19 protein-coding genes and 2 riboswitches are annotated in these 22857 nt (G+C 38.2%); of the genes, 13 read left to right on the top strand and 6 right to left on the bottom strand.

The features are described 5' to 3' along the window. The first annotated feature begins 149 nt into the window (after positions 1–149). The 5 genes from ACSVDH_RS23035 (at position 150) to secDF (ending at position 6568) form a co-directional block, all read left to right on the top strand. Positions 150–1451: a dicarboxylate/amino acid:cation symporter gene (locus ACSVDH_RS23035; protein WP_439251701.1), complete on the top strand. Its 1302-nt coding sequence runs from the start codon at positions 150–152 to the stop codon at positions 1449–1451. A gap of 125 nt (positions 1452–1576) precedes the next feature. Beyond that, positions 1577–2653 (top strand): NAD(P)H-dependent flavin oxidoreductase, encoded by a 1077-nt coding sequence (locus ACSVDH_RS23030; RefSeq protein ID WP_439251702.1) that lies wholly within the window; start codon positions 1577–1579, stop codon positions 2651–2653. Between the two features lie 130 nt (positions 2654–2783). Continuing rightward, positions 2784–3713: a manganese-dependent inorganic pyrophosphatase gene (locus ACSVDH_RS23025; protein ID WP_439251703.1), complete on the top strand. Its 930-nt coding sequence runs from the start codon at positions 2784–2786 to the stop codon at positions 3711–3713. Positions 3714–3917: 204 nt separating this feature from the next. After that, complete coding sequence (locus ACSVDH_RS23020; RefSeq protein WP_439251704.1) at positions 3918–4241, top strand: hypothetical protein; 324 nt, start codon at positions 3918–3920, stop codon at positions 4239–4241. Positions 4242–4303: 62 nt separating this feature from the next. Beyond that, positions 4304–6568, top strand: coding sequence for a protein translocase subunit SecDF (secDF, locus tag ACSVDH_RS23015; protein WP_439251705.1), 2265 nt, complete (start codon positions 4304–4306; stop codon positions 6566–6568). 389 nt (positions 6569–6957) lie between these two features. On the opposite strand, the gene ACSVDH_RS23010 is transcribed toward secDF, so the two are convergent. Beyond that, entirely contained in the window at positions 6958–7098 is a 141-nt protein-coding gene (locus ACSVDH_RS23010; RefSeq protein ID WP_299087247.1) for a bacitracin ABC transporter ATP-binding protein, read from the bottom strand. Positions 7099–7247: 149 nt separating this feature from the next. Beyond that, positions 7248–7392: riboswitch (cyclic di-AMP (ydaO/yuaA leader) on the top strand. Positions 7393–7558: 166 nt separating this feature from the next. On the opposite strand from ACSVDH_RS23010, the gene kimA reads away from it, so the two are divergent. The 3 genes from kimA to ACSVDH_RS22995 all read left to right on the top strand — a co-directional run bounded on the left by kimA (position 7559) and on the right by ACSVDH_RS22995 (position 12834). Further along, positions 7559–9385, top strand: a complete 1827-nt coding sequence (gene kimA, locus ACSVDH_RS23005; protein ID WP_439251706.1) for a potassium transporter KimA — start codon at positions 7559–7561, stop codon at positions 9383–9385. Positions 9386–9622: 237 nt separating this feature from the next. Then, positions 9623–9804, top strand: a riboswitch (Lysine riboswitch). Positions 9805–10049: 245 nt separating this feature from the next. Further along, complete coding sequence (locus ACSVDH_RS23000; protein ID WP_439251707.1) at positions 10050–11468, top strand: amino acid permease; 1419 nt, start codon at positions 10050–10052, stop codon at positions 11466–11468. A 115-nt stretch (positions 11469–11583) separates the two neighbouring features. Continuing rightward, positions 11584–12834: a cation:dicarboxylate symporter family transporter gene (locus ACSVDH_RS22995; RefSeq protein WP_439251708.1), complete on the top strand. Its 1251-nt coding sequence runs from the start codon at positions 11584–11586 to the stop codon at positions 12832–12834. Positions 12835–12989: 155 nt separating this feature from the next. Here ACSVDH_RS22995 and ACSVDH_RS22990 read toward each other — a convergent pair whose 3' ends face one another. The 5 genes from ACSVDH_RS22990 to ACSVDH_RS22970 form a co-directional block, all read right to left on the bottom strand. After that, a complete protein-coding gene (locus tag ACSVDH_RS22990; protein ID WP_439251709.1) occupies positions 12990–13754 on the bottom strand; it encodes a sulfite exporter TauE/SafE family protein in 765 nt (254 codons plus the stop codon). A 709-nt stretch (positions 13755–14463) separates the two neighbouring features. After that, entirely contained in the window at positions 14464–14940 is a 477-nt protein-coding gene (locus ACSVDH_RS22985) for a small multi-drug export protein (protein ID WP_439251710.1), read from the bottom strand. Positions 14941–15137: 197 nt separating this feature from the next. Next, positions 15138–15410, bottom strand: coding sequence for a YkvA family protein (locus ACSVDH_RS22980; protein ID WP_299087567.1), 273 nt, complete (start codon positions 15408–15410; stop codon positions 15138–15140). A gap of 46 nt (positions 15411–15456) precedes the next feature. Continuing rightward, positions 15457–15843: a sporulation protein gene (locus ACSVDH_RS22975; RefSeq protein ID WP_439251711.1), complete on the bottom strand. Its 387-nt coding sequence runs from the start codon at positions 15841–15843 to the stop codon at positions 15457–15459. A 23-nt stretch (positions 15844–15866) separates the two neighbouring features. Then, a complete protein-coding gene (locus ACSVDH_RS22970) occupies positions 15867–15989 on the bottom strand; it encodes an FbpB family small basic protein (protein WP_084822273.1) in 123 nt (40 codons plus the stop codon). A gap of 712 nt (positions 15990–16701) precedes the next feature. On the opposite strand from ACSVDH_RS22970, the gene ACSVDH_RS22965 reads away from it, so the two are divergent. From ACSVDH_RS22965 to rhaR, 5 genes are all read left to right on the top strand, one after another. Further along, positions 16702–17424: a (Fe-S)-binding protein gene (locus ACSVDH_RS22965; protein ID WP_299087226.1), complete on the top strand. Its 723-nt coding sequence runs from the start codon at positions 16702–16704 to the stop codon at positions 17422–17424. Position 17425: 1 nt separating this feature from the next. Then, positions 17426–18850 carry a LutB/LldF family L-lactate oxidation iron-sulfur protein gene (locus tag ACSVDH_RS22960; RefSeq protein ID WP_439251712.1) on the top strand — a complete coding sequence of 475 codons (1425 nt, stop codon included), beginning with the start codon at positions 17426–17428 and terminating at the stop codon, positions 18848–18850. Between the two features lie 2 nt (positions 18851–18852). Further along, positions 18853–19572, top strand: coding sequence for a LutC/YkgG family protein (locus tag ACSVDH_RS22955; protein ID WP_439251713.1), 720 nt, complete (start codon positions 18853–18855; stop codon positions 19570–19572). A 69-nt stretch (positions 19573–19641) separates the two neighbouring features. Then, the gene (locus tag ACSVDH_RS22950) at positions 19642–21750 is read left to right on the top strand and encodes a bifunctional aldolase/short-chain dehydrogenase (protein ID WP_439251876.1); all 2109 of its coding nucleotides are present in this window, start codon (positions 19642–19644) and stop codon (positions 21748–21750) included. Between the two features lie 291 nt (positions 21751–22041). Next, complete coding sequence (gene rhaR / locus ACSVDH_RS22945) at positions 22042–22812, top strand: rhamnose catabolism operon transcriptional regulator RhaR (RefSeq protein ID WP_439251714.1); 771 nt, start codon at positions 22042–22044, stop codon at positions 22810–22812. Positions 22813–22857: the final 45 nt, after the last annotated feature.

Here is a 22857-nt window from a genome sequence, read left to right as displayed (position 1 = left end):
TCTTTTTTATTTTAAAAGGAATTCCTAACTCTAAATAAAGACCAAAAAGAACAAAAAGACCATTAAAACCATAAATATAAAGTTTCAAAATTATCAGTTATTATAAAAATCAAGAAGTGAAAGCGGTATCAATAAGGGGTGAATGATGAATGAAAGTAAACTTTAGAAATTTAACAGTCCAGGTGATTATCGGGATTATCCTTGGGATTACAATCGGCTTTGTTTTCCCGGAGTTTGGAGCACAGTTAAAGGTATTAGCTGACATTTTTATTAAGCTCATTAAGATGGTGATCGCACCAATTATCTTTTTTACGATTGTCATTGGAATTGGCAGCATGGGAGATTTAAAGAAGGTTGGCCGAATAGGCGGGAAAGCCTTACTTTATTTTGAAATTGTGACGACTTTTGCTTTAGCCATCGGTATTTTAGTTGTTACGATTATTCAGCCGGGCAATGGCTTTAATACAAATGGGGCAGAAGGGGCGGATGTCTCGCAGTACACACAACAAGCTGAAGAATCAAGTCATGGAATGATGGATTTTATCATGAGTATTGTTCCTGAAAATGCGGTTGCAGCCATGGCAGGAGGTGAATTATTACCAATTCTATTCTTTGCGGTATTATTCGGAATTGCAACGGCATCATTAGGCGAAAAAGCATCACCGGTTATCACGTTATTTGAAAAATTAACAGATATTTTCTTTGCAATTGTTAATATGATCATGAAAATTTCACCAATTGCAGCTTTTGGTGCCATGGTGTACACAATTGGGAACTTTGGTCTTGGATCCCTCGTAAATTTAGGTAAATTAATGGGCTCTGTGTATATCACGATGTTTTTCTTTGTCGTCCTTGTTCTTGGTGCGATAGCAAAATTTTATCAATTTAATATTTTTAGCTTCATCAAATATATTAAAGAGGAAATTTTGCTTGTTTTAGGTACTTCATCTTCTGAATCTGCTCTTCCAAAAATGATGGAAAAGCTTGAAAAATACGGGTGTTCTAAATCGGTAGTAGGTCTTGTTGTGCCAACAGGCTATTCCTTTAATCTGGATGGAACGTCGATTTATCTGTCGATGGCGGCCATTTTCATTGCCCAAGCCTATGGAGTTGATCTATCAATCTGGCAGCTTGCAACATTATTAGGTGTTCTAATGCTGACATCAAAGGGTGCTGCAGGGGTAACCGGCTCAGGATTTATTACATTGGCGGCAACATTAGCGGCGTTTCCGATGATTCCAGTTGAAGGAATGGCGCTTCTGCTAGGTGTGGACCGCTTTATGTCAGAAGCCCGTGCCATTACGAATTTAATCGGCAACGGAGTTGCAACAGTAGTTGTTGCGAAGTCAGAAAATGAGTTTGATCCAAATGGGTATATAGAAGTAGCAATTAATGAACCGGAAGCAAGTACATCGAGTTATGAAACATCTGTCGGTGCAGCAGTAAAATAAACTATTATATGAATTACGGAAAAAGGCTGACTTAAATTGGGTCAGCCTGTCTCTATGGAAAGGGAAAAAGGAAATGATTTAAAAAGATAGAATTCTATAGAGAGGATCATTTAAGGAGGCAAGCCATGCAATCAAGTCTATGTAAAGTGTTAGGTATTACACATCCGATTATTCAAGCAGGGATGGCTGGCGGTGCAACGACCGTTGATTTAGTAGTGAATGTATCTGAAGCTGGAGCCCTTGGTACATTAGGTGCTGCATACATGAAGCCTGAAATGATAAGGGAAGCCGTTAAGAAAATAAAAGATCGGACAGCTCGTCCCTTTGCTGTTAATTTGTTTTGTACCTCAATGAAGGATGATGATAAAAATTTCACAGAGGTCCAATCAGTCCTAAACTGTTTTCGCAACAAATTAGGAATTCCGGAAGGAGAAGGAACAGTCAAGACAGCAGATGATTTTGAGGAACAATTTCAGGCCGTGATCGATGAAAATGTGCCGATCATAAGTACTGCATTTGGTCTGCTATCGGAAGAAAAAATGGAGCAAGTGAAAAGAAAAGGGATAAAAGTGATTACTATGGTAACAACGGTTCGTGAGGCGATCATGGCTGAAGAGGCTGGAGCCGATGTTATTGTTGCACAAGGAAGTGATGCAGGCGGACATCGAAGCACCTTTGATATCCACGAGCATCCAAATGGAGCGAATATCGGAACATTTTCGCTTATTCCTCAAGTGGTTGATCATGTGAGAGTGCCAGTCGTTGCTGCAGGCGGGATTATGGATGGAAGAGGAATGCTCGCAGCGTTTGTTTTAGGTGCACAAGGAATACAAATGGGTACACAATTTTTAACAAGCAAAGAATCTGGGATTCATCACAGCTATAAACAAGCATTATCTAGTAGCACGGAAGAAAGCACAGTGCTAACAAAAAGCTTTTCAGGACGTCCTGCCAGAGGGATTCAAAATGAGTTTATAACGGAATTTGAAAAGACAGGTGTTTCGCCTTTACCTTTTCCAAGTCAAAATACATTAACAGCAGACATCCGAAAGGCCGCTGCAGCACAGAATAATCCTAACTATATGTCATTATGGTCTGGGCAGGGAACGAGATTGCTAAAGGAGGATAAGCCAGCTGAAAAAATCATCAAAGAGGTGCTAGCGGAAATGGAAGAGTCATTGCGGCTTATAAATAAAAACTAATGCTCCTTCAATGCCGTGTAATCCGATAAAATTGGGATTATTATTTGATAATTTTCAAATTTGATGGTTATTTTAATAGATGAAAATATGATATGATAGAATATATTTTATTGTGTAAAGGAGCTTTCTTATGGAAAAAGTACTTGTTTTTGGTCATAAAAATCCGGATACAGATACAATCTGTTCTGCGATTGCGTATGCTGAGCTGAAAAATAAAATCGGACAAAACGCTGAGGCTGTTCGCTTAGGTGAAATTAACGGTGAAACACAATATGCGCTTAACTACTTTAAAAAAGATGCACCACGTTTAGTAGAAAAAGTAGCCGGTGAAGCAAGCGAAGTTATTTTAGTTGACCATAACGAGCGTCAACAAAGTGCGGATGATATTACAGAGGTACGAGTACTAGAGGTAATCGACCACCACAGAATCGCAAATTTCGAGACTAGCGATCCGCTATATTACCGTGCTGAGCCTGTTGGATGTACAGCAACCATTCTTAACAAACTGTATAAAGAGCATGGCGTACAAATTGAAAAGGAAACAGCTGGATTAATGCTATCAGCGATTATTTCTGATTCTTTACTATTTAAATCACCAACATGCACACAGCAAGATGTTGACGCAGCAAAAGAATTAGCTGAAATCGCTGGAGTTGATGCAAATACATATGGATTAGATATGCTAAAAGCTGGTGCTGATCTAAGCGATAAAACAGTTGAGCAGTTAATCTCGCTTGATGCAAAAGAATTCCAAATGGGCTCAAGCAAAGTGGAAATCGCACAGGTTAATGCTGTTGATACAAATGATGTGCTTGTAAATAAAGCTGAAATTGAAGCAGCTCTTTCCAATGTTGTCGCTGAAAAGGGATTAGATTTATTCCTATTCGTTGTAACAGATATTTTAACAAATGATTCTGTTGCTGTAGCCATCGGTAACGAAGCAAGCAAAGTAGAGCAAGCATTTAATGTTGAGCTTGACAACAACCAAGCCCTACTAAAAGGTGTTGTTTCACGTAAAAAACAAATTGTTCCTGTATTAACAGAAGCATTTACAAAGTAATTAATAGAGAAGCCATTCGCCTTATTTACTCAAGGTGAATGGCTTCTTTTTTATACATATGAAAAGTCATTATATACTTATTCTTTGTCAATTCTTGCTACAGTTTTGCAAATAATACATAATGAATGGAAATGCTATTATCTGTCTTGCGCTATTTATAGTATAATAATGGAGGTTAAGTAAACGTTGGAAAGGTGGAATCACATGCTGAAATTATCTATTTCTTTCATCATAATTATTTATGTGTTTATTTCACCTGTTCTTCAGATAAAGGGCCATTTGACTGATGATGATTTGGAAAAAGAATTTCTTTCTATTATTTCTGAACTGGAGATAGAAGCTTCCAAATTAGCGGTGTTTAAAGAAATGAAAGTGACAAAGATGTTGACTGCATTTCATAGTAATGAAAAAAACGTCGCTATACATCTAATAGGAATGGATCAAATCTTACATAACTTAATCGACTATTTTCCTCATGATAAGTCCTTTCTCATTGTGAAGAAATACCAATCAAATTATCTCAGCTAACTATTGATTATCAATATTTGAAGGTAATGATTTATCATAATGAAGGTAGGAGATTTTAAACAATGGTTAAAAAAAATCGCATCGTCGCATTTTTTATATTTCTTGTCGTTTTTTCAAGCATCATGCTGGCGACTTCTAAGGACATCTTAAACAATATTAAATTAGGCCTTGATCTGCAGGGTGGTTTTGAAATTCTCTATGAGGTGAAACCTGCAAAAGAAGGACAGGTGATTGACCAAAAAGCACTTGCAGCAACTGCAGAAGCTTTAGATAAACGGGTAAACATTTTAGGTGTGAGTGAGCCTAATATCCAAATTGAAGGTGAAAATCGCATTCGGGTTCAATTAGCAGGTGTTGAGGATCAAAATGAGGCAAGAGAGATTTTATCAACAGAAGCAAACCTGTCTTTTCGTGATGCAAATGATCGTCTCATGATGGATGGTTCTGATCTTGCCGAAGGAGGAGCAGAACAAACCTTTGATGAGAATGGTAAGCCAAGTGTTTCAATAAAATTAAAAAGTGCTGATAAATTTCGTGATGTAACCCAGCAAATTGTTGATCTCACTCCAAACAACGTTTTAGTAATTTGGCTGGACTTCGAAGAAGGCAAGGACTCTTTTGCTAAAGAAAGTGCGAAGCCGGAACCAAAATACATTTCAGCACCAGTTGTAAACCAGGTTTTTAATCAAAATACGGTATCCATTGTAGGGGATTTTACGATAGACGAAGCAAAAAATTTAGCAGACATTTTAAATGCTGGTGCGCTGCCTGTTAAACTTGATGAAATCTATTCCACTTCAGTAGGTGCTTCATTTGGTGAACAAGCAATGGATAAAACAGTATTTGCAGGTATTATTGGCGTACTGGCAGTTTATCTCTTTATGATTTTTTACTATCGTTTTCCCGGCTTTATTGCCACGATCACCTTGACCATTTACAGTTATTTGACTGTTCTCGTTTTTGATTGGATGAACGTCGTTTTAACACTGCCTGGTATTGCAGCGCTTATTTTAGGTGTTGGTATGGCGGTAGATGCTAATATCATCACATATGAACGAATAAGAGAGGAAATTAAAGTTGGCAAATCAATGCAAGCTGCGTTTAAAGCGGGGAATCAAAGCTCGTTTTCTGCCGTTACCGATGCAAACTTAACAACGCTTTTAGCTTCTGCTGTTCTTTTCTTTTATGGGACAAGTTCGGTAAAAGGGTTTGCGACAAGCTTAATCATTGGGATACTCGGAAGCTTTTTGACCAACGTCTATCTGTCAAGATGGTTGCTTGGCCTATGGGTGAATAGTAGAATTTTCAATAAAAAACCTGGTTGGTTTGGGGTTAAGCAAAAAGAAATACATGATATATCCGAAAACTTTGATACTCTTGATCTTCCTACTAAATTTGATCGTTTTGATTTTGTAAAGCATCGTAAAAAGTTCTTTGCTTTTTCAGGAATCATCCTGCTGTTAGGGATCATATGCCTATTCGTGCTTCGTTTGAATCTAGGCATTGACTTTACAAGCGGGACAAGAGTGGAGCTGCTTTCTGATAAACCTCTAAATACGGAGTTGGTTGCAGCTGAGCTTGAAGAAATTGAACTGCCGACAGATGATATCGTCATTTCAGGAGAAGAAAGCAATTTAGCGGTTGCAAGATATAAAGGAATCCTTTCAAAATCAGAAATCGCAACGTTAAAGAGCCACTTTAGCAAGGAATTAGGGGCAGAGCCAAATGTCAGCAGTGTGACGCCGACTGTTGGTAAAGAGCTGGCCAAAAATGCTTTGACCGCATTGCTTATTTCTGTTGTAGGATTGATTATTTTTGTCACCTTCCGCTTTGAACTTCGAATGGCTGTTTCAGCCGTCATCGCGCTTTTATATGCAACATTTTTTGTCATTCCATTCTTTAGTGTTACGGGTCTGGAAGTAGATATCACGTTTATTGCAGCGCTTTTAACGGTTGTCGGCTATTCAATTAACGATACAATTGTCACCTTTGACCGCATGCGTGAAAATATGCAAAGAAGAAGGTATTTGAAGACATATGAGGATATCGTTGATGTCGTCAATACAAGTTTACGACAAACATTGGGGCGTTCTGTTAACACCGTTTTAATGGTTGCGATCACTGTTCTTTCGCTGCTGATCTTTGGAAGCGAGGCGATTCGACCGTTTTCAATTGCATTATTAGTTGGTTTGATCGTTGGAACTTACTCTTCTATTTTTATCGCTGCTCAGCTTTGGGTAGAGTGGAAGCATAAGGAATTGAAGAAGAAAGGTGTTATTAAGACCTTTAAAGAAAAACGTGTGTATTCAGATGAACCACAAGTGTAAGCTGCGATGCTAGAATAAAAAAGGTTAGATCAGGCACAGAGGTGAGTAAACCTCTGTGTATTTTTTAAAGGTAAGAAAGTATAAAATTTTGTACTTAGTTTTAGTGTCTAGCTCCACTAGGGTCTAGCCACTCATGAATTGAAGGCAAAGAACGCCTTCTATTCATGAGCGCCTTATTTGCCCTAGGCTGATCAAGGCGCTTGCGCTTTTCTTAAAAGGTAAGAAAGTATAAATTTTCAACTTAGTTTTGGTGTCTAGCTCCAGGCGCCATCGGCTCGAGGTCATAAGTCAAACAGGAATTGAAGGTAAAGAACACCTTCTATTCCTGTTCGCCTTATGCTTGTCCCCGATAGGCGGGCGCCTTACGCTTTTCTTATGAGGAGATTGGGTTATTTACCTTCATTACCATCTTCTCTTATTGCCTCATTATGATCTTCTATTGGCTGGGGATGTCCATATAGCAGGTTAATTTCTCTTGCCACCTCATTTAAAAACTCGTCCGATAATAAGAGCTTCTTTTCCTTTGACATGTCATTCACCCTTTACTCGTTTTACCTATCATTATCATTGACGTTTTCATCATGAATATTCCAGGCTCATTTTTTATGTTCAACAAGAAAAAATTACGATTAGGTATTTACATAGCAAAATCTTAGGAGTATGATAATCATCAGTTTCATAATTCAAATCGCTTAATCCATTAGGAACGGGGGACCCATTTTTTATGTGGATCTATGATCCTCTTGGGGTGAATCCTTAATAGGTAGGGATACTCTTTTGTCCCGAACCCGACAGCTAACTCCGTAAGCGTTATGAGAGGAAGGTGGAGCTGGTGTGACAGACAAAATGAATGTCCACAAGGCTATTAACGGTGCCTTTGTGGGCTTTTTGGCGTTCCTAAAAAAGATATAAATTGATCTTATTGAAGGCTTATATCCCTGAATGGGGGGAATATAAGCGTGTAATCAAAAAAACGTGGTGGTGCAAGAAATGGTATCTACGGTAAAAAGAATCTTAATAGGTCGCCCCTTAAAGTCAACAGAATTAGGGGAACAAAAACTGAATAAGAAGAAAGCTCTGGCTATTTTATCTTCTGATGCTTTATCATCTGTTGCATATGGGCCAGAACAAATTTTGCTTGTTTTAATGACAATAAGTGCCGTTGCCTTTTGGTACTCAATCCCAATCGCAATTGGCGTATTATTTCTCTTATTGGCGCTCATATTGTCCTATCGGCAAATTATTTTTGCCTATCCGCACGGAGGCGGGGCATATGTCGTTTCACGGGAGAATCTTGGAGTGAATCCAGGGCTCGTTGCAGGCGGTTCGTTATTGGTTGACTATATTCTGACTGTGGCAGTTAGTGTGTCGGCAGGAACAGATGCGATTACTTCCGCTTTTCCAGCCTTACATTCATACAATGTCATCATTGCGTGTTTACTTGTTGTGTTTTTAACTATCTTGAATTTAAGAGGGGTTACTGAATCAGCTTCCTTTTTAGCCTATCCAGTTTACTTATTTGTTTTCGCTTTGTTTGTCTTAATTGGAGTAGGCTTATATCAGATTGTGACTGGTCATGTCTCACCAGAGCTTCATGCACCTGTTGGTTCGCCGGTTACTGGTATAACCTTGTTTTTGCTGCTTAGAGCATTTGCGTCAGGTTGTTCTGCTTTAACTGGTGTAGAAGCGATTTCGAATGCGATCCCCAATTTTAAGGACCCAGCTCCGAATAATGCAGCGAAAACACTGACAGCAATGGGGGTATTGCTCGCGATATTATTTTCAGGTATTGTGTATTTAGCCTATTATTATGGCATAACGCCAAAAGCAGAGGAAACGGTTGTTTCACAAATAGCATCAGAAACATTTGGAAGGAATTTCATGTATTTCTTCATTCAAGGAACAACAGCTATGATTCTTATTCTAGCGGCAAATACCGGTTATTCTGCTTTCCCTCTATTGGCTTTTAATCTTGCAAAGGATAAATATTTGGCAAGAATGTTTACCATTAGAGGAGATCGCTTAGGGTATTCTAATGGTATCATATTTCTTGGAGTGGCTTCCATTCTTTTGATTATCGCCTTTAGAGGACATACTGAGCAATTAATTCCGCTCTATGCAGTTGGTGTATTCATACCATTTACCTTATCTCAAACAGGGATGCTGGTTAAATGGATTCGTGAAAAGCCTGATGGCTGGGTGGTAAAGCTGACAATTAACTTTGTCGGGGCATTCATTAGCTTTTTAGTTATGATGACGTTCTTTATCACTAAATTTGGCCAGGTGTGGTCTGTGTTGGTTTTCCTGCCAATTCTTGTGTTCATTTTTCATCGGGTGAAAAAGCACTATGACGCAGTAGGAAACCAATTAAGAATCACAACATGTGAACCAGTTAAACCAATTGAGGGAAATGTGATTATTGTTCCAGTCGCAGGAATTACTCATGTTGTAGAGAATTCATTAAATTATGCGCAATCTTTAAATGCTGACCAAATCATTGCTGTTTATGTTTCGTTTGAACGAAAGGATGAAAAAACCTTTGAACAGAAATGGGAAAAATGGCAGCCGGATATTCGGCTAGTGACATTACACTCATATTACAGAAGCATCATCCAGCCGCTATCAAAATTTATTGATACAGTGGAACATAAAGCAGATGAGTCAAATTATCGGGTTACGGTGTTAATCCCGCAATTTATTCCGAAGAAAAGATGGCACTATATTCTTCATAATCAGTCAAGCTTGTTAATTCGGGCTGTCCTTTTGTATAGGAAAGATGTTGTAGTTACTACAGTTCCTTATCACCTAAAGGAATAGGATTCATTTCTGTTAACTTATTCCATTAACCTTACTTGATTAAAATGTTCAACCTAAAAGGAATAGCGAAAAACCTTCTATCTTAAAGGATATGAAGGTTTTTCATTTTTTAAAATGAGAATCATTCTGAAGAAACAGAATATTAGAGCTTTTTTTCAAATGATTGACCATCGGAAAATGATTTGCTATTCTCGAAATCTAGTAAATTAAATATCGATAAAATCCTCATCGCTATCCCGGTGAGGTAGAGGTTGCGACAATTAAGAGTAGTTCTTACTGAGATCTGGTGGGATCGTTGAAGGAGATACAAAAGGAATTGTTGCCGAAGCAAGTATAGACCACACATCTATTCCTGCTGGGACTGCACTGAAAAAGTGCAGGACTGTCATAGATTGTTTCTATGGAGAGCTATAACGGGATAGGGAGCGGGTTTTTTGTGAAAAACGCGTAGAGTATGAATCTATGCGTTTTTTTTATAAAAAGGTAAGTATAATATTTTAACCTAGTTTTAGTGTCTAGTTCCAGGCGCCATCGGCTCTAGGGTCTAGTCAAATAGGAATTGAAGGTAAAGAACACCTTCTATTCCTATTTGCCTTATGCTTGTCGCCGAATGCTTAGCGCCTTGCGCTTTTCTTATATAATTTATCAATTCGGAGGAATTCTTATGATAGACAAAAAATGGGGGCTTTTAGTTTTGACCTCCTTAGTAGTTGGAAATATGGTAGGCTCGGGCATCTTTATGCTTCCAAGCACACTTGCACAGACAGCAAGTCCTTTAGGGGTAACCTTTGCATGGATCATTACCGGGCTGGGTGTTTTGATGATTGCCCTTGTCTTTGGTAAGTTAGCAATCCGCAGGCCTGATTTAACAGCTGGGCCTCAAAGCTATGCACGTGAATTATTTGCATCAAAGAATAAGGGAAATGTTGCCGGTTTTGGTATGGTTTGGGGATATTGGATCGCAAATTGGATAAGTAACGTTGCGATTATTACAAGCTTTGCAGGCTATCTATCTACTTTCTTTCCTATCATGAGCAACCCATCCATTTTGTTTACAATTGGAAACCAAGATGTTGAATTAGGGAGACTTGTGACATTTATTGTTTGTACCCTGTTACTATGGGGAACACATTTCATTTTGGTAACGAACCTAAATGTTGGAGGAAAAGTAAATGTTGTAGCAACTTCTACAAAAATTATTGGCTTTGTTTTATTTATTGTCGCAGCGCTTTTTGCATTTCAATCCTCAAATTTAGGAGATTTATATTCACCTGTTGTAGATGCTAATGGACAAACACATGGATTATCCAGTCAAATCAATTTAGCGATGATTTCGACCCTATGGGCATTTGTTGGGATTGAGTCTGCTGTGATCTTATCTGGACGGGCAAAATCTCAACGCGATGTCAGCCGCGCAACTATTATTGGCTTGTTTATCGCGTTAACGATCTATATAGGAATTACATTACTGATCATGGGCGTTTTACCGCAGGAGGTATTAAAAGCTTCTGACAAACCATTCGTAGATGCGCTTTCTGTTATGATTGGCGACATGGGTGCAACCGTTATGGCCATCCTTGCGATTGTTTCATTGCTTGGCTCGACAATCGGTTGGATCCTTCTAAGTGCTGAAGTGCCTTATCAAGCGGCAAAAAAAGGAACTTTTCCAAGCTTTTTTGCCAAGGTAAATAAGAAAGGAAGCCCGGTTCGTGCTTTAACCGTTACAAATGCTATGTCGCAAATTTTTATTCTTTCCGTCATTTCAGGTACGATTAGTGAGGCATATACATTTTTGACAACTTCTGCAACACTGGCCTATCTTATTCCTTATTTTGTTTCAGCGTTATTCTTCTTAAAGCTTGTGATAAAAGGAGAAACATATGATCGTATAGCAGGTTCTAGATGGTTCGACGGTTTGATTGCAGTTTTAGCACTTATCTATTCGGTATGGGTTATTAAATCAGGAATCTCAGATTTAACGACATTTTCGTTGGGAATTGGATTATTTCTAGCAGGTATTATTATTTATCCGTTTGTAAATCGTAAAAAAACTAACAGTCAAGTTGGTCATGAAGCCGAATAACCAACGATTTTAGATTAACCAATATCGCGTCTATTATTTTTGCGAAAAAATAAAATTTAATATAATATAAATAGTTGGGATTGATGTAAACTAGATTTAGATAGGAGGAATCAATTTGAAAAGAATTGGGCTAGCTTGGCAAATTCTTATTGGACTCATCCTCGGAATTATTGTAGGAGCCATTTTTTATGGAAATGAACAAGTGGCGTCATACTTACAACCGATTGGTGATATATTCTTAAGATTGATTAAAATGATTGTGGTACCTATTGTTATTTCAAGTATTATCGTTGGTGTTGCAAGTGTAGGTGATACAAAAAAGCTTGGTCGTTTAGGCGGCAAGACCATACTTTATTTTGAAATTATTACGACGATTGCCATCATATTAGGTCTCGCAGTTGCGAACATCTTCCAGCCTGGTGCAGGTGTGGATATGGGAGCCATTGAAAAAACAGATATTAATAGTTATGTTGAAACATCTGAGGATGTAGAAAGTCATGGCATCGCTGAAACATTTGTCCATATTGTACCAAGTAATGTCTTTACATCATTTGTTGAAGGCGATATGCTGGCGATTATCTTTTTCTCTGTCCTATTCGGTTTTGCTCTTACAGCAATTGGAGAAAGGGGGAAACCTGTCCTTGCCTTTTTCCAAGGCACAGCTGACGCCATGTTTTACATGACAAATCAAATTATGAAGTTTGCTCCTTTTGGTGTTTTTGCTTTAATAGGGGTAACAATTTCAAAATTTGGTTTAGAGTCTCTTATACCACTAGGAAAATTAGTGATTACTGTTTATTTAACGATGGCGTTTTTTATCATTGTCGTACTAGGTTTCGTTGCGAAATTAGCAGGAGTTAATATTTTTCACTTTATCCGAATCATAAAGGATGAATTGCTATTAGCTTATTCAACAGCCAGCTCTGAAGCAGTATTGCCAAGAATTATGGAGAAAATGGAGAAATTCGGATGTCCGAAAGCCATTTCCTCATTCGTCATTCCTACAGGTTATTCGTTTAATTTAGACGGTTCGACTTTATATCAAGCATTAGCAGCTGTTTTCATTGCGCAAATGTATGGCATTGATTTATCGCTATCACAACAGATTTCTTTACTGCTTGTGCTAATGGTCACATCTAAAGGTATAGCAGGTGTTCCAGGTGTGTCATTTGTTGTGCTGTTAGCTACCTTAGGTACAGTTGGTATTCCGATTGAAGGTTTAGCTTTCATTGCAGGGATTGACCGTATTTTAGATATGGCCAGAACAGCAGTGAATGTCGTAGGAAACTCACTGGCAGCAGTGGTTATCTCCAAGTGGGAGGGCGAGTTCAAACCTAATACTTCTCCTTCTAGGCAAATTGCATAACGATATAATGATTGGAATAACCTTTATCTCAAGACGTGAGTTCTCCATCATTATGGCGACCCTAGGAATTGCCGGCGGGCTAATGCCTTGGAGTAACAAAGGTCAAATAGTAAAGAACAACAAAGAACCCCTTCTTGATGAAGAGGTTCTTTTGTTTAAATGAGCTTTAATCCACTAACGAGAATAATTGTTGCCATGACCGCTTGTAGTGGTTTAGGTGATACTTTTGCAGCCAGCATGCTTCCTACTATAACTCCAGGGATTGAGCCGATTAGCAAGTTAGCTGTTAGCAAATAGTCAACACTTCCAAATCCGGCATTTAATATTCCAGCCACAGTTACAAGTAAAAAGGCATGTGCAATATCTGTACCAACTAGTTCAGATGTCTTCATTTTGTATAGATAAAGCATAGCAATTGCAAATAAAGATCCAGAGCCAATCGATGTTAAGCCAACGATGAATCCAAAGATGACCCCAATGAAAATCGTTAAGGCTTTTTTGTTTTCTAATGGCAGGCTCTGCCACTTGTTAGGGCGAATTTTCTTATCGAAAAATACTCGAAGCAATATCGATATAGCAACTAAAGTAAGAACGTATCCTAAAGCATGGGTAATGATTTTTTCCTGGTGCTGGTGAAGTGCTGGAAATAAATGAAGAGTTCCGATCGCTAGCACTGCACTAGGAATACTGCCAAAAGCTAAATATTTAACCATTTTAAAATTAATGGTTTTCTGTCTCCAATGCTGAGCAAATCCAAATAATTTTGTAATGGAATTATAAACAAGGTCAGTTCCTACTGCGATCGTAGGATTAATCCCTAAAGCTATTAAAAGAGGAGTTAACAAAGCAGCGCCTCCAACACCTGTTAAACCTACTAATATACCAACTGCTAATCCCATAATCATAATACTAATACTCATTTGGTATCCTCCTGATCAAAATCCGAGTATGTTTATCTGATTTTAACCTATTAGCGTTATTTAGTAAATAAAATTCTTACTATTCAGCTAATTTTTTCTTAACATTAGGGGCAGGAAGCCTCCTCACGTTTTTTTCTATTCCTGCAGGTACTTTTTGTTTCCTTATTCACTTTCGAAGCATCAACAAGCTTAAACACAATTCTTTTAAAAAAGGGAGTTAGTGTAAAACAAGAAAGATAGATTGTCTTATTTTTCTCAATTTGACTTACGGTATCATTACGAACTATTATATTCATTGATTTTATAATCGCTATTACATTTTTAAAAAATGTTCATTTGTGCAAGAATTGTATAATAGGGGTGCAAGTTTGTGAGAAGGAGACTTATCAGTGATTAAACTATTGCGGTAAATGATTGAGCGGGTGGGAATTCTCATTAATGTTGTTGTAGGACTCATGGCAGGAACAAGTGCCTTGCAAACATAAAAAGCACTGTACATCACACAGCATACGTTTTTTTCGACAAGGGCTAAACCCCTATTTGTGCAGGGAAGCAGCCGAAATGATCCTGAACGGCAGCGCAGCGAAAGCGATGCGATTGCCATCAGGAATCAAAAACGTGCACTTGCACATGTAGGAAGAGAAATAAGATAAGATCGCTATATGCTTAGATAGCGATCTTATCATTAAAAACAATGGTTAATCTATCATTATATCAAATCCATATAACCGAAACCATATACAGAACCAACTGTCAATGCAATGGTCCATAGTGCAAGACTAATAGCCATCCAAGAGATAACACGAGGACGAGAAGATCCGAAGCTTAGGGCCAAGATTGCTGCTAAGTCTGTTCCAACTATCCCTGGTGCTACTAAAGCTAGACCGGGAAGTCCATATCGTTCCCATATTCTTCTTGCTCTTGTTTCCCTTTTTGACGGAGTTGTAATACCTTTCTTTTGTCGTCTTTTATCTCTCCATTTTGAAAGTTGCTTAAAGAAGAAGCCAAAAAGAAGTACTATTAAAAAGTTCCCAGCAAAACCAATAATACCGACTGCCATTGGATTTAGACCTAATGCTACCCCAAAGGGCACAACAAGAAATACATCTAATAACGGTGCTGCTGCGAGCACAAATAATATAACATATTGCCATATTCCATCAGTTTGTTGAATCCATTCCATCATTAACATAGCCCTCCGTTATTCTATTCATTGAATACATATACGCACCAATTTTGCAAAAAGTTTCATAGTAATATTAATTTTTGAAAAAAAGAAAGCTTGTAAAGAAAATAGAATCCTTTTCTTTACAAGCTGAGCAAAAAGCTAATGCTATGGGTCTTGTTATTTATTATAAAATGGTGTAACTCCCTATATCTTGATTAGTGAAGCTGATATTTGTCTTTTAAAGACGCTGGAGCCATTTTAATCATCCCATCTAAAATAAATCCTGCAATTACAACATCATCGACAATCCCAAGTAGTGATAAAAAGTCTGGGATTAAATCAAATGGGAAAAAGACATAGGTTAATATTAATAAAACCCCTAGTACCTTTTTATGGAGTACAACCTCTCTTGAAAGAAAAAAATCTTTTAAGAAAGGAATGAACTTCCAGAACTTAAGGATAAATTTTATTCTTTTAAAAAACTTAATCAAACGAATCACCCCTTTTAAGGTAATTTTCATGCTTACTTATTTCTTAGATTACCTGGATGATGTCTTGGTCTTTACTTTCAACCCCTTCGTTAAAGGTCAATCGAGTTTTAAAGCGATAAGAGATTTTCTCGCTTGAAATAGGAATTGACTCAGGCAGCTTAAATGTAAAAGAAACGGTATTTGATTCATCTGAATGAATATTCTTTGATGATAAAATGGTCGCGGTATCGATTACCTTTTCTTGACCAGTCGTTTGGTCGTGCATCACTAAATCACAGTCAATACGTTTAAGCTGTTGTTCTATAGTACCGCCTTTTATATAGAAATGTCCGTTTATTAGCTCGCCGCGTCGATACGTTTCCTTTGGCAAAATGAGGTCAATAATTGCTGAACCTACACCTAATAGCGACATATATTTTCTAAGTAGCATCATGTTCCTCCCGTATTCTCCTTTTATTTGCTTTGTTTAATATATTTTTGATCAAGACGTTTTTCAATTTTTTCTAGTTGTTTTTTATCATTTAGCAGCTCTTCCTTATTCTTTTTTATTAATTCAACGAATGACATTTTTTTCATAGTATAGTTCTCCTTTCGTTACCCTAAAGAAGGATGTTCAACAGAAAAAAACCTTTACCGTCTTGGTAAAGGTTTTAGAAAACAAATAAAGACCTTTACCAATAAGTAAAGGTCTTGCTAACAACGGAATGTTGCCAACAAAGCCGAGAGCTTAACATCCACTCTGTAATGACGACTTTATTGTAAAAGCTACTCCCCTTTAGGAGATACGATATATTATTTGAGTAAATCATATGCTATTTTAAAATATTCGTCAACAGGTATTTACATGATTTTTTAGGGAAAATGTTACAAATATGTTAACTGCTTCTCGATTTTATTTGAAAATAGTAATAAAATACGTTAGACAGTAAGATCTTTACAAGTTTACCAATCTATTTTCAACCAATTATCGGTAATGGGCTAATCATAGGAGTTATTTTATAGATATTTATCGAAAAATAATCAACTGGGAAAAGGTAGAACCTTCAACATAACGAATTTCTATTAGATAGAAGGTTGACTTAAATGGTCGGCCTTATTTTTTAATTTAATGAAGAGAAACGTGTTAGAATCAGCCCATCAATGAAGAAAAACAAATCAAACCAAAATAAACAAATGCTTATATCTAAAAAACAGACAAAAACGGGTGTTAAAACAAAAAGAAAAGTAGTATAATCATATTAATAGATAGGAAAGAGGAAATTGGTTCATATTGAATGGAGGTTATGAAATGAAGGTCTCTCTTTTTATTACATGCTTGGCAGATGTATTTTATTCAAATGTTGGGAAGCATACAGTAGAACTTTTAGAGAAACTGGGCTGTGAAGTTGATTTTCCTGAACAACAAACATGCTGCGGACAGCCTGCTTATAATAGCGGTTATCATAAGGAAACAAAGGAAGTAGCAAAGCATATGATTCGTACGTTTGAAGGATCTGATTATGTGGTCGGTCCATCAGGGTCATGTGTGGCCATGCTGCGTGAATACGGACATTTATTTGAAAATGAACCAGTTTGGAAGGAAAAAGCTGAAAAATTAGCAAGCAAATCATATGAATTAACACAATTTATTGTAGAAGTATTAAAGGTCGAAAACGTGAATGCTAGTTTACCAGCATGTGCCACTTATCATAAATCCTGCCATATGACAAGGCTGCTAGGTGTGAAGGATGCCCCTGGAAAGCTTTTAGAAAATGTAGAAGGCTTAAAGGTGAATCCGCTTCCGAACAGTCAGGATTGCTGCGGCTTCGGCGGGACGTTCTCAGTGAAAATGGTGCCGATTTCTGAGCAAATGGTCGATGAAAAGGTGCAGCATATTGAGGAAACAGGTGCAGAAATTTTAATTGGCGCGGATTGCGGCTGCTTAATGAATATCGGTGGGAGAATCAACCGTAAGGGCAAGCCAATCAAGGTGATGCATATTGCAGAAGTACTGAATAGTGAGGTGAAGTAAGATGGCAATGAAAATTAGCGATGATAAGTTTTTTGAACGGGTTGATAAAGGTGTTCACAATACATTTATGCGTAATGCAGTTGTCTCCGCCCAGGAGCGTATGCAGGGAAAGCGTTTGGCAGCGGCTGAGGAATTAGGAAATTGGGAGGAATGGCGCAAGCTTGGTGAGGAAATTCGTACACACACGCTTGAAAACCTCGATTACTATTTAGAACAGCTAAGTGAAAATGTCACGAAGCGCGGGGGTCATGTTTTCTTTGCTTCAACAAAGGAAGAAGCAAATGAGTATATTTCCAAAGTAGTCAAAGAAAAGCAAGCTAAGAAGGTTGTAAAGTCGAAATCAATGGTAACAGAAGAAATTCATTTGAATGCTGCCCTTGAGGAGGCTGGCTGTGAGGTCATTGAAACAGATTTAGGCGAGTATATTCTTCAGCTTGATGATCATGATCCGCCATCCCATATTGTCGTTCCTGCACTTCATAAAAATAAAGAGCAAATTCGGGACACATTTAAGGAAAAACGGGGCTACGATAAGTCGGAGATTCCCGAAGAGCTTGCGCTTTTTGCAAGAGAGCAGCTTCGCCAGGAATTTTTAACTGCAGATTTAGGAATTACAGGCTGTAATTTTGCTGTTGCGGAATCCGGATCAATTAGCCTTGTAACAAATGAAGGAAATGCAGGACTTGTAACCGCTTTACCTAAAACGCAAATTACGGTTATGGGGATGGAGCGGATTGTTCCTACCTGGGAAGAGCTTGATATCCTTGTAAGTTTACTGTGCCGAAGCTCTGTAGGGCAGAAACTAACAAGCTATATTACAGGCTTAACAGGGCCGAAGGATGAAGGGGATGTTGATGGTCCTGAGGAGTTTCATCTTGTCATTGTCGATAATGGACGTTCCAATATATTAGGCACTGAATTCCAAAGTGCGCTCCATTGTATTCGTTGTGCAGCATGTGTGAATGTTTGCCCGGTTTATCGCCATATTGGCGGCCACTCCTATGGATCGATTTATGCTGGTCCAATCGGGGCTGTCTTAACACCATTATTAGGCGGTTATGAAGATTATAAGGAGCTACCATATGCTTCTTCTTTATGTGCGGCATGTACGGAAGCATGTCCTGTAAAAATACCGCTGCATGAATTGCTCATTAAGCACCGGAGAAAAATTGTCGAAGATGAGAAAAAATCGCCATTTGCTGAAAAGCTTGCCATGAAGGGCTACCAGTTAGCTGCAAGTTCACCAAGTCTTTATAAGGCGGGAACAAAATCAGCTTCAACCGTTATGGCGCCATTTACCCAAGCGAATAGCATTCAAAAAGGGCCTGGTCCTATGAAGCCTTGGACAGATGTTCGTGATTTTCCAGCGCCAAGTAAGGAAAGATTTAGAGATTGGTATAAAAAGAGAGAGAAAGGTGGGGAATAGAAATGGCACAGGGACAAATCTATCATCGCGAATCATTTCTAAATACCGTTGCAGCAAAGCTTGGTCGCAGACGTAAATCAACTGTTACTAAGCCTGAGTGGAAAACAACCCCGCAATATGATGTGTTAAAGGATGCTTCACAGGATGACTTAGTAACGGTTCTAAAAAAGCATTGTGATGTAATCCATACACAATTTATCGAAACGAATTCAAATGATTTAACAAAAAACCTGCGCAAGGTTTTTGAACAATATGAAGTTGGCAGCGTTGTAACCTGGAAGGATGACCGTCATAAAGAGTTTCATTTGGAGGATGAGCTTCAAACAAATTGGCCTGCTGAAGGTATTGATGTTCATATTTGGGACCCTGCCCTTAAGGAAAAGAATCTTGAAGCGGCAGAAAAAGCGGATGTAGGAATCACCTATAGTGACATCACCCTTGCTGAATCAGGCACAGTTGTCTTATTCAGCAGTGAAAATAAAGGCCGGTCAGTTAGCTTATTGCCTAAAACGTATATTGCGATAATTCCAAAAAGTACGCTCGTTCCAAGAATGACACAAGCAACATCATTCATTTCTAAACAAGTCAAGGAGGGGAAAAACATTTCTTCTTGTATCGACTTTATTACCGGTCCAAGCAATAGTGCTGATATCGAACTCAATTTAATTGTTGGTGTACATGGTCCGATAAAGGCTACTTATATATTAGTAAACGATAAATAAAATAATTTCAAAAACAAACAAAAAATATATTCAAAAACAAACAAAAATATAGTATAATAAAACCAAGATATAAAAAGAGGAAACAGAAATAAAGAGGAGGAAACAAAAATGGTACAAAGCTTATGGAATAAAGAAAAGGCTTCGGCACTACAACCGGGGTTAGAGGAGTTAGTTTACCGCTCTAATCTTATAGGTTCAGACCGTTCCGTTTGTAACTGGGGCGGCGGCAATACATCAATGAAAACAATTGAAAAGGATTTCCGCGGCCGTGAAGTAGAAGTCATGTACGTTAAAGGAAGCGGATCTGACTTAGCAACGATGAAGGCTCACAATTTTACTGGCTTAAGAATGGAAGATATTCGCCCATTAATCGAGCGTGACGAAATGTCAGATGAGGAAATGGTAGCATATCTTGCTCACTGTATGATCGACAGCAAGCATCCCCGTGCATCAATCGAAACATTATTACATGCATTCTTGCCATTTAAGCATGTTGATCACACACATCCAGATGCGATCATCAGCATTTGCTGTGCAGACAATGGCAGACAAATTGCTGAAGAGATCTACGGTGACCGTTTCGTGTGGGTTCCATATGTTCGACCAGGATTCACTTTATCAAAAATGATCGCTGAAGGCGTCAAAAACAATCCAAATGCAGAGCTTGTTCTTATGGAAAAGCATGGATTAGTCGTTTGGGGAGAAACAGCTGAAGAAAGCTATGAAAAAACAATTTCCGTAATTAATGAGGCTGAACAATATATTCAAGCTAAAGTGGTAGAAGAAAACGTATTTGGCGGTCAAAAATACGAAGCGCTTTCTGAAGAAGATCGTAAAAAAGTTTTAGCTCAAGTTATGCCTGTTATCCGAGGTGCAGTTAGCGAAGAAAAGAAAATGCTTTTAACTTATGATGATGCTGAAGATGTATTACAATTTGTAAACAGCAACAATGCTCCGGAATTATCACAAGTAGGAGCAGCATGTCCTGATCACTTAGTTCATACAAAAATGACACCATTATTCATTGACTGGAATCCTCAATCTGAAGATGCTGCAACGCTGATAGAAAAAGTAAAAGCCGGAATTGCAAATTTCAAAGAAGAGTACAAAGCATACTTTGAAAGAAACAAAAATGAAGGTGACCAAATTTCTGAAACAGCTCCACGTGTTATTTTAATTCCTGGGATTGGAATGGTGAACACTGGTAAAAATATAGCAATGGCTAACGTAAGTGGTGCTCTATACCACCGTGCAATTGCGGTTATGAAGGGTTCAACGACTCTAGGAAGCTTTGTTTCTTTAAATGAAAATGAATCATTCAATGTTGAATACTGGCCATTAGAGCTTTACAAATTATCTCTTGCTCCTGCTGAAGCTGAATTTTCAAGACAAGTAGCATTTGTTACAGGTGGTGCAGGCGGTATCGGCAGTGAAACTTGCCGTCAATTTGTTGCAGAAGGCGCACATGTAGTGATTGCTGACCTTAATCTTGAAGGGGCAGAAAAAGTTGCAGCAGAAATCAATGAAAAATATGGTGAGGGCCGTGCATTCGCTGTGAAGATGGATGTAACAAGTGAAGAGGCTGTTCAAGCTGCATTTGAACAAACTGCCTTAACATACGGCGGTGTTGACATTATTGTTAACAATGCAGGTCTTGCAACATCAAGTCCATTTGACGAAACATCTTTAAAAGAATGGAATCTTAATATGAATGTACTTGGAACTGGTTATTTCTTAGTTGCCCGTGAAGCATTCAAGCAAATGAAAACACAAGGCACTGGCGGTAATATGGTATTCATCGGTTCGAAAAACTCAGTATATGCTGGTAAAAATGCAGCAGCTTACAGCTCTGTTAAAGCGATGGAAACTCATCTTGCAAGATGTATTGCGGCAGAAGGCGGAGAATTTGGCATTCGCGTAAACTCTGTACTTCCAGATGCTGTGCTTCAAGGATCAGCTATTTGGGGATCAAGCTGGAGAGAAGAACGTGCTGCAGCATACGGAATTCACCCAGATCAGCTAGAAGAGCACTATCGCAAACGTACAACTTTATTAGTGAATATCTATCCAAAAGATATCGCTCAATCGATTTTATTCTTTGCTTCATCTAAATCAGATCGTACAACGGGCTGCATGCTAACTGTTGACGGTGGTGTACCAGCTGCGTTTACTAGATAATAGATAAACGTTCAAGAGGTTATCCCAAAGGGTCTGACTCCTTTAGACAAACACCAATATACGGAATTTTCTTTTAGTCAAAATCCATATATCATGTGTTTGAGGGGTCTGACCCTTTTCTGTAAGAAAAAATTTTTTACAGACAATGAAAACGCTTAATATGGAAGTCTAATAAGGACTATACGACATTTGCAGACTATGTGATAATATGAAATTAGGGACAACAAGCACAAGGTCTGGCACTTATAGTCATTCCTCATTGTAAGTATAACTTGGAGGTATTCATTCAAAATGCTTGTAGCAGAAAGACATCGGAAAATCGTTGAAGTAGTAAATGAAAAATTAAGTGTAAGAGTAACAGAGTTAAGCAAGCTTTTTAAAGTTACCGAAGAAACCATTAGACGTGATTTAGAGAAATTGGAAAAAGAAAATTTACTTCGCCGCAGTCATGGCGGTGCCGTAAGTATTCAGGATGAGCAATCAGAGGTTTCTTATACCGAAAGAGAAATTACGAACGCAGCAGAAAAGAAAGCTATTGCACTCGAAGCAGTAAAGCTTATTCAGCCTGGTGACCAAATTGTTTTAGATGCAAGTACATCCGCATGGTATATGGCAAAGGAAATGCCTGATTTGCCATTAACCGTCATAACAAACTCTATTAAAGTGGCGGTTGAGCTCAGCAAAAAAGAGCAGGTGAAAGTGATCTCGACCGGAGGGATGCTCTTGGCAAGATCCCTTTCATATGCAGGCCCTTTAGCAGAAAGATCATTAAATATGTACCATGTAAACAAAGCGTTTATTTCTTGCAAAGGAGTTCATTTGGAAGGCGGCTTAAGCGATTCAAATGAATGGCAGGCTTTATTGAAAAGACAAATGATGTCAATAGCAGATCAAACCATCCTGTTGGCGGATTCTACGAAGTTTGGTGTTCGCACCTTTGCTCATATCACCAACATCGGGCAGGTTAGCTCTATACTGACTGACTCCAAAATTGATGATTCATACAGCAAGGCATTGGAGGAAAAGGGTGTCCAAGTTAATACTGTTAAGGTTGCAGAATAAATCCGGGCAGGCAGCATGACAAGCTTGCCCAATTTAAATGAGGGA

It is taken from the genome of Metabacillus sp. Hm71, from assembly GCF_051842955.2.
In the GTDB taxonomy this organism is placed as follows: Bacteria; Bacillota; Bacilli; order Bacillales; family Bacillaceae; genus Metabacillus.
This window is presented reverse-complemented; position numbering and strand designations above follow the sequence as displayed.

Bases quoted from the DNA above. Each gene is read 5' to 3' on its own strand.
- ACSVDH_RS23035 (WP_439251701.1), top strand. From the start codon at position 150: ATGAAAGTAAACTTTAGAAATTTAACAGTCCAGGTGATTATCGGGATT.
- ACSVDH_RS23030 (WP_439251702.1), top strand. From the start codon at position 1,577: ATGCAATCAAGTCTATGTAAAGTGTTAGGTATTACACATCCGATTATT.
- ACSVDH_RS23025 (WP_439251703.1), top strand. From the start codon at position 2,784: ATGGAAAAAGTACTTGTTTTTGGTCATAAAAATCCGGATACAGATACA.
- ACSVDH_RS23020 (WP_439251704.1), top strand. From the start codon at position 3,918: ATGCTGAAATTATCTATTTCTTTCATCATAATTATTTATGTGTTTATT.
- secDF (WP_439251705.1), top strand. From the start codon at position 4,304: ATGGTTAAAAAAAATCGCATCGTCGCATTTTTTATATTTCTTGTCGTT.
- ACSVDH_RS23010 (WP_299087247.1), bottom strand. From the start codon at position 7,098: ATGTCAAAGGAAAAGAAGCTCTTATTATCGGACGAGTTTTTAAATGAG.
- kimA (WP_439251706.1), top strand. From the start codon at position 7,559: ATGGTATCTACGGTAAAAAGAATCTTAATAGGTCGCCCCTTAAAGTCA.
- ACSVDH_RS23000 (WP_439251707.1), top strand. From the start codon at position 10,050: ATGATAGACAAAAAATGGGGGCTTTTAGTTTTGACCTCCTTAGTAGTT.
- ACSVDH_RS22990 (WP_439251709.1), bottom strand. From the start codon at position 13,754: ATGAGTATTAGTATTATGATTATGGGATTAGCAGTTGGTATATTAGTA.
- ACSVDH_RS22985 (WP_439251710.1), bottom strand. From the start codon at position 14,940: ATGATGGAATGGATTCAACAAACTGATGGAATATGGCAATATGTTATA.
- ACSVDH_RS22975 (WP_439251711.1), bottom strand. From the start codon at position 15,843: ATGCTACTTAGAAAATATATGTCGCTATTAGGTGTAGGTTCAGCAATT.
- ACSVDH_RS22970 (WP_084822273.1), bottom strand. From the start codon at position 15,989: ATGAAAAAAATGTCATTCGTTGAATTAATAAAAAAGAATAAGGAAGAG.
- ACSVDH_RS22965 (WP_299087226.1), top strand. From the start codon at position 16,702: ATGAAGGTCTCTCTTTTTATTACATGCTTGGCAGATGTATTTTATTCA.
- ACSVDH_RS22960 (WP_439251712.1), top strand. From the start codon at position 17,426: ATGGCAATGAAAATTAGCGATGATAAGTTTTTTGAACGGGTTGATAAA.
- ACSVDH_RS22955 (WP_439251713.1), top strand. From the start codon at position 18,853: ATGGCACAGGGACAAATCTATCATCGCGAATCATTTCTAAATACCGTT.
- rhaR (WP_439251714.1), top strand. From the start codon at position 22,042: ATGCTTGTAGCAGAAAGACATCGGAAAATCGTTGAAGTAGTAAATGAA.